The organism is Kitasatospora sp. NPDC004799, assembly GCF_040609095.1.
Classification (GTDB): Bacteria; Actinomycetota; Actinomycetes; order Streptomycetales; family Streptomycetaceae; genus Kitasatospora.
In genome coordinates, this window is the sequence record NZ_JBEXJK010000450.1 from 1 (window position 1) to 6,429 (window position 6,429).

Below are 6,429 nucleotides of genomic sequence, written 5' to 3' on the forward strand. Positions count from 1 at the left end.
CGCAGCCGCTGTCCGGCCTTGAGCACGGTGGTGACGCTGATCCGGCAGTGGTCGGCCTCGGACTCCGCGACGGTGTCGGACTTCTCCGGGCCCTCGATGACGTGGTCCATCCCGGCCGCGACCCGGATGCCGCTGTAGCGGGTGCGGTGCACCAGGACGGCCTTGGTGCCGCTGGCGTGGTGCGCCTCGGGCTGCAGCGGCGCCTCCAGCACGGCGGCGGCCCGCGGGTCGCCCTCCGGGCCGCCGGGCAGCTGCTCGTTGGCGACCAGCTCGGACTGGAGCACGATCCGCACCGGGCCGTCCACCGCCTCGACGCTGTACTCGACGGCGGCGACGGCGCGCTGGGTGAGCGAGACCAGCCGGGAGGAGCGCACCCGGATCGTCCGCCCGGCCGGGGAGGTCCACTCGGCCTCCCGGTGCAGCAGGCCCTCGCGGAAGTCCAACCAGCGCTTGTGGCCGACGAGTTCGCCGTAGCGCAGGTCGAAGGGCTCGTCGTCCACCAGCAGCCGGATGATCTTGCCGTTGGTCACGTTGATGACGCTCTGGCTGGACTCCGGGTAGCCGTAGCCGCCCTCGCCGTACGGCAGCGGGCGCAGCTCGAAGACGCCGTTGAGGTAGGTGCCGGGCAGGCCGTGCGGCTCGCCCTCGTCCAGGTTGGCGCGCAGGCCGATGTGGCCGTTGGAGAGCGCGAAGACGGACTCGGCGCGGGCCATCGAGGCCAGGTCCAGGCCCTGTTCGGTGATCTGCCAGGGGTCGATCGCGAAGTTGTCCGCGGGACTCATGCCTTCTCCTCCAGGAGCTCGGAGAGGTCCCGGACGACCACGGTGGCGCCGTCCCGGCGCAGTTCGGCGGCCTGGCCGGTGCGGTCCACCCCGACCACCGCGCCGAAGCCGCCGGCCCGGCCGGAGGCGACCCCGGCGAGCGCGTCCTCGAAGACCGCGGCGTGGGCGGGCTCGACGCCCAGGGCGCGGGCGGCGTACAGGTAGGTGTCGGGCGCGGGCTTGCCGGGCAGGCCCTCGGCCCGGGCGACGTTGCCGTCCACGATCACCTCGAACAGTTCCTCGATGCCGGCCGCCCGCAGCACGTCGCGGCAGTTGGCGCTGGAGGAGACCACGGCGCTGGGCAGCCCGGCCGCGCGCAGCCGGTGCACGTAGTCGACCGAGCCCGGGTACGGCTGGACGCCCTGCTCCCGGATCAGCCGCAGCACGGTGTCGTTCTTGGCCCGGCTGATCCCTTGCACGGTACGGGAGTTGGGCGGGTCCTCCGGCGTCCCCTCGGGCAGGGCGATGCCCCGGCTGAGCAGGAAGGCGCGGGTGCCGTCCAGCCGCGGGCGGCCGTCCACGTAGGTGTCGTAGTCGGTGACGGCGTCGAAGGGGACGAACGGCCCGCCGGTGCGGGCGGCTTCGGCGCGCAGGAAGGTGTCGAAGGTGTCCTTCCAGGCCGCGGCGTGCACCTTCGCGGTCTGGGTGAGCACCCCGTCGAGGTCGAAGAGGAAAGCACGGATGTCGTCCGGTAGCCCCAGCATGGGTGCAGTCTTACCCGGGAACGCGGGGGAAGCCGCCCATTTCCCGGCGGCGCGTCGCGGGAAGGGGCGGCTTCCGATGGTCCGGCCGGGGCGAGCCGGGGTTGGAGGACGTTACGGCGAGTCGGGCATCTGCGCCTCGGGCGCCTCGATGACCGCGAAGACCGCGCCCTGCGGGTCCTGGACCACCGCCATCCGGCCGGACTGCATGTCGAAGGCCGGCTGGATCACCGAGCCGCCCGCCTTGACCAGGGCGTCCACCGTGGAGTCGGTGCCGTCCACCGAGAAGTAGGTCATCCAGTGCGAGGGCGTGCCGGGCGCCAGGTAGTCGGGCGTCGCCTGCATGCCGCCCACCGTGCGGTCGCCGACGTTGAGCGAGTAGTAGCCGTCCATGCCCTGGATGGTGGCCGGGCGCAGCCCGAGGGCCGGCCGGTAGAAGCGGCCGGCCGCACCGGTGTCGGAGGTGTTGAGCTCGTTCCAGACCAGCGCGCCGGGCTCGTTGACCACGCCGGCGCCGATGAAGTCCATCGCCTGCCAGACCCCGAACACCGCGCCGGTCGGGTCGGTGGCGAGCAGCACTCGGCCGAGCGTGCCGACGTCCATCGGGTCGTACAGGATCGTGCCGCCGGCCTCGGCGATGGCCGCCCGGGCCGCGTCGGCGTCGTCCGCGGCGAGGTGGGTGGTCCAGCCGACGGGCAGGGGCTCCTGGCCCTCGGGCGCCATCTGCGCCATGATCCCGGCGACCGGTCGCTCGTTGAGCGTGCACACGGCGTAGCCGCCGAACTCGGCCGGGCCGACCTCGCCCTGCCAGCCGAACAGGTCGCGGTAGAAGTCGAGCGCGGCCTGCTGGTCGCTCGCCGTCAGGTCGACCCAGCACGGGGTGCCGGGCTTGTACGGATCGGTGACTACGGGCATTGCTGGGCCTCCCGGAGGCGGTGGTGGGCGGCTGGGGTGGTCGGGACGGTCGAACCGTCGGGGCGGGCGGACCGGGCGGGGTGCGGACCGGCCGGGACGACGGCGGTACACCGCCACCATCGGCCCGCCGCCGCGATCCCGCCACCGGACGGCGCCCTGGCGGGCGACCGGGGGCGGTCCGGCGGCCGGACCGTCACGCGGCGCCCGCGCCGTGGTCACGGGGCGTCGCGGTCACCGGGCGTCGTGCGGTCACGGGGCGTCGTGGCGGTGCGCGGTGATGAAGTACGGCTGCACCTTGCCGCTCTGCGCGTAGTCCTTGAGCCGGACCAGCAGTTCGGCCCAGGTGCCGGCCACCGCCGGGACGCCCTCCTCGCTGCCCGGCTGCCAGCCGCCGTGCCGGAACAGCAGCCGGGTGCGCTCGGCGGCGGGCTGCTCGCCGGCGGGCCGGTCGGCGTCGGCAGGTCGGTCAGGGGCGCCGGGCCGCTCGGCGGCCCCGGGCTCGTCGGCCAGTTCCCAGCTGATCCAGGTGCCGGCCCAGTGCGGCGGGAAGGAGCCGGCGTTGGTCCACACCACCCGGTCCCGGTCGGCCCGCTCCACCCGCAGCCGGAACGGCTCGGGCACGTCGGGGAAGTCGAACAGCAGGACGTCGCCGTCCCGGTCCACGCCGGTGGTCCACCAGGCGGTCAGCCCGTCGTGCGTGGTGAGCGCGGCGAGCACCACCGCCCGGGGCGCGGCGATGTCGAGCTGGAGGGCGATCTCGGGCATGGGGTCCGCCTTTCGGTGCCCGCGCGGCCCCGCCCGGGGGCCACGGGCCCACCATGGCACGACCCCCGGGCCCGCGCGCCCCGGAGGGCGCCGGCCCGGGGGTCGCCCGGTGTTCAGGTCTTCAGGTGTTCCCGCGCTCTCCGGCGCAAGCGGTCAGCCGCCGCTGCCGTAGCTGGTGTTCGCGCAGATGTCGTCGTCGGCGGAGCGGGCCTCGTTGGTGATGGTGGTCGGCAGCGGCTGCGGGGGCGCCGGGACGCCCGGGGTGGCGGCCGCCGGCGCGCCGGCGGCCGGAGCGGTGGCCGCCATCCCCATCGCGGCCGCGAAGTCCTGGCCGGTGATCACCGAGATGCCCCGGGCACTGCTGGGCTCCAGGCCGGCGCCGGGGAACAGCGCGGCCACCTTCTCGGCGTTCGCCTTCTGCCCGGAGCCGTACTCGATGGTGGTCGTCTTGTACTTGGTACTCGCCGCCTGGCCCGCCGTGGTGGCGGCGAACTTGGCGCCCTTCAGGTGCTCGGTCGCCCTGCCGGCCAGGCCGTTGACGGTGGTTCCGTTGTAGACCGCCACCCTGATCGCCGAGTTGGCGGTGTCCGCGGCCGGGGCGGCCGGCGTGGTGGGCTGGGCGGGCGGCGGCGGGGCCGCGCTGGTGGTGTCGGCCGGGGCGTCCGGCTGCTGGCCGGTGGCGTTCTGGCCGTCGATGGTCTGGTCGGCCTTGAGGGTCGCCCAGAGCTTGTTGGCGTCCGCCTGGACGATGTCGAGGTCCTGGTCCTGGGTGCGGTAACGCCAGGGCACCGTCACGAACTTGAGGTCGTGCATGTCGATGTTCTTCAGCGACAGGCCGAAGGAGAGCAGCTTGTCGGCGGAGTCCAGGCCGGGGTCGACGACCAGGGACTTGGTGGCGGCGTCGGCCAGCGGCAGAAGGGTGGTGGGGTTCATCCCGTCCTTCTTGATCTTGCTGGCGAGCGAGCCGAGGAAGGCCTGCTGGCGCTTCATCCGGCCGATGTCCGAACCGTCGCCGATGCCGTGCCGCAGCCGGACGTAGTCGAGCGCCTTCTGGCCCTCCACGGTCTGCTTGCCCTGCGGCAGGACGAGGTCGCCCTTCTTCTTCAGATTGGGGTTGATGTCCCCCTCGTAGATCGGCTTCGGCAGGCAGATGTCCACGCCGTTGACGGCCGAGGTCATCGAGGCGAAGCCGTTGAAGTCGACGACGAGGGTGTGGTCGACGCGGATGCCGGTGAGCTTCTCCACCGTGTTCTGGGTGCAGGCCGGGTTGCCGTCGTCGCTGCCCCCCAGCGAGAAGGCGGAGTTGAACAGGTCGGTGTTGCCGCCCTTGGTCCACTTGCCGTTGGGCAGCTTGCAGGACGGCAGCTCGACCTTGGCGTTGCGCGGGATCGAGATCCCCACGGCGTGCTTGTGGTCGGCGTAGACGTGCAGCAGGATCGTGGTGTCCGAGCGGGCGCCGCCGTCCTCGCCGCCGCCGAGGTCGGCGTTGTTCTTGCCGCGGCTGTCCGAACCGATCAGCAGGATGTTGACCGGCTTGTTGCCGTCCGCGTCGGCCTTCGCCTCCGGCGGGCGGTTGCGGGCTATCGCGTCGGCGTCGAAGGACTTGATGTTGCCGTTCAGCTTGAGGTAGATCGCGCCGCCGACACCGGCGATGACCACCAGCACGCCCGCCGTCGACCAGGCGACGATCTTCTTCACGTTCTTCTTGGGCTTGGCGCCCTTGCGCGCCGCGGCCCGGCCGCCCGTCGCCCCCGCCGCGTCCGTCGTACCGCCACCGCCGCGTCCGCCCTTTCCCTGGGCAGCGCGCCGGGCCTCGGCCCGGCCGCCGGCACGCGGGGCGGGCACGGAGCCCGTGGCGTCCTCCGTCCCGGGCACGCCCTCACCCCGAGCCGGGCTCTCGCCCCTCCGACCTGACATGCGCGTACCTTTCACCGACGGAAGCGACGCCCCTGACGATCCGGCGCACCGCACACAGAGAGACGGTCCGAACCGTTCCCAGGTTGCACATACGACCGTCACCACTAACCGACGATCGTGGCTTCCGATCATATTTAGGCCCGACCCGATCACCCACCCTCGGCCCTCCGGCAACCCCGCCGACCGGCGGGCAACATCCCCGCAGAACGGTCGAAATCGCCCGATTACGACGTGACCCATGCCACGTCGCCGGCCTCGGGCCGACGCCGAAATCCGGCCACCGGTACGGCCGGTGGCGGTGCCGGTGGAGCCGGCGCCCGCCGCGGGGCCGCACCCGTTCCCGGCCGCCCCGGCCCGGCGTCCGACCGGGCCCGCGGCGCAATGCCTTCGCGGACAACGGAGTTGAGGACGTGGGCCGGCCCGGCGGCTCCCCGGGCCCGGCCGGCGGCGGTGCGCGGCTCCGGGCGGCGGGACACCCGCGCCGGGGAACGCGGGAGGCCGGATTGGAGCTCGCCCGATCCGGCCTCGACGCGGTGGGCCACCAGGGGCTCGAACCCTGAACCTACGGATTAAAAGTCCGCAGCTCTGCCAATTGAGCTAGTGGCCCGCGGCCCTCGCGCGCCCGGGTAGCCGGGTGGGAGGACCACGGCGATCCTACCCGGTGGGGCCCACGGCTCCGCCAGTGGATTGCCCGGGCGTGCCGGGGCGGAGCGGGTCCTGGGGCGGGGTGTAGTGGGCGGCGCGGACCCGGCGGAGCCAGGCCTCGACGGGGCGCGGGTCGGGGGCGGCGGGCAGCACGCCGGGGCCGGCGAGGCGGTCGGCGGCGCCGGCCAGCAGGTCCTCCGCGAGGGTGGGGCGGTCGGCGATGCGTTCGCCGAGTTCGCGGACGCGTTCGGGGTCGGGCAGCCGGATGAGGTTGCGGCCGGTCTCGTGCAGCCGGACGGCCTGCTCGACCAGCCGGACCAGGTGCCGGGCGTGCTTGGCGGCCCGGCGACGGGCGGCCCGGTCGGTGGTGTCGCGGGTCAGCAGCTTGCGGAACTGCTGGTCGGCGTAGCCGAGGTAGGCGTTCCGCACGGCCGGCGCGCTGAGGAAGGCCGTCCGCAGGCCGACCAGTTCGTCGCCGAGCGGGGTGCGGACCTCGTACAGGTCGTCCGGCAGCCAGACCAGCTCGGAGGCGGTCGGGTTGCAGCTCAGCGCCAGCCGGCACCACTTGGCGGCCTCGTGCAGGGTGAGGTCCGGCTCGGTGGTGACGTGGGACTCGGCCGGGCGGTGCAGGCCGTGCAACTCCTCGGTGGGAACGGCGAACAGGC

5 protein-coding genes, 1 tRNA gene and 1 pseudogene are annotated in these 6,429 nt (G+C 73.8%); all 7 read right to left on the minus strand.

Annotated elements, in window-relative coordinates; all coding sequences use genetic code 11:
* Positions 1 to 782: pseudogene (locus ABZW03_RS35110) on the minus strand (family 65 glycosyl hydrolase); the annotation flags it as partial.
* Entirely contained in the window at positions 779 to 1,525 is a 747-nt protein-coding gene (locus ABZW03_RS35115; protein ID WP_355267728.1) for a beta-phosphoglucomutase family hydrolase, read from the minus strand. The gene ABZW03_RS35115 and the pseudogene ABZW03_RS35110, both read right to left, overlap by 4 nt.
* A 111-nt stretch (positions 1,526 to 1,636) precedes the next feature.
* Positions 1,637 to 2,437 carry a VOC family protein gene (locus ABZW03_RS35120; protein ID WP_355267731.1) on the minus strand — a complete coding sequence of 267 codons (801 nt, stop codon included), beginning with the start codon at positions 2,435 to 2,437 and terminating at the stop codon, positions 1,637 to 1,639.
* A gap of 249 nt (positions 2,438 to 2,686) precedes the next feature.
* Positions 2,687 to 3,202 carry an SRPBCC domain-containing protein gene (locus tag ABZW03_RS35125; RefSeq protein ID WP_355267734.1) on the minus strand — a complete coding sequence of 172 codons (516 nt, stop codon included), beginning with the start codon at positions 3,200 to 3,202 and terminating at the stop codon, positions 2,687 to 2,689.
* Positions 3,203 to 3,355: 153 nt separating this feature from the next.
* Positions 3,356 to 5,047 (minus strand): LCP family protein, encoded by a 1,692-nt coding sequence (locus tag ABZW03_RS35130; protein ID WP_355267737.1) that lies wholly within the window; start codon positions 5,045 to 5,047, stop codon positions 3,356 to 3,358.
* Positions 5,048 to 5,653: 606 nt separating this feature from the next.
* Positions 5,654 to 5,726: transfer RNA gene (locus ABZW03_RS35135), tRNA-Lys, on the minus strand.
* 47 nt (positions 5,727 to 5,773) lie between these two features.
* On the minus strand, positions 5,774 to 6,429 hold a 656-nt coding region (locus tag ABZW03_RS35140), incomplete at its 5' end, for a nucleotidyltransferase domain-containing protein (protein ID WP_355267740.1).

What these genes read in the sequence shown, in the direction of transcription:
- ABZW03_RS35115 (WP_355267728.1), bottom strand. Translation starts at nt 1,525, where the DNA reads ATGCTGGGGCTACCGGACGACATCCGTGCTTTCCTCTTCGACCTCGAC.
- ABZW03_RS35120 (WP_355267731.1), bottom strand. Translation starts at nt 2,437, where the DNA reads ATGCCCGTAGTCACCGATCCGTACAAGCCCGGCACCCCGTGCTGGGTC.
- ABZW03_RS35125 (WP_355267734.1), bottom strand. Translation starts at nt 3,202, where the DNA reads ATGCCCGAGATCGCCCTCCAGCTCGACATCGCCGCGCCCCGGGCGGTG.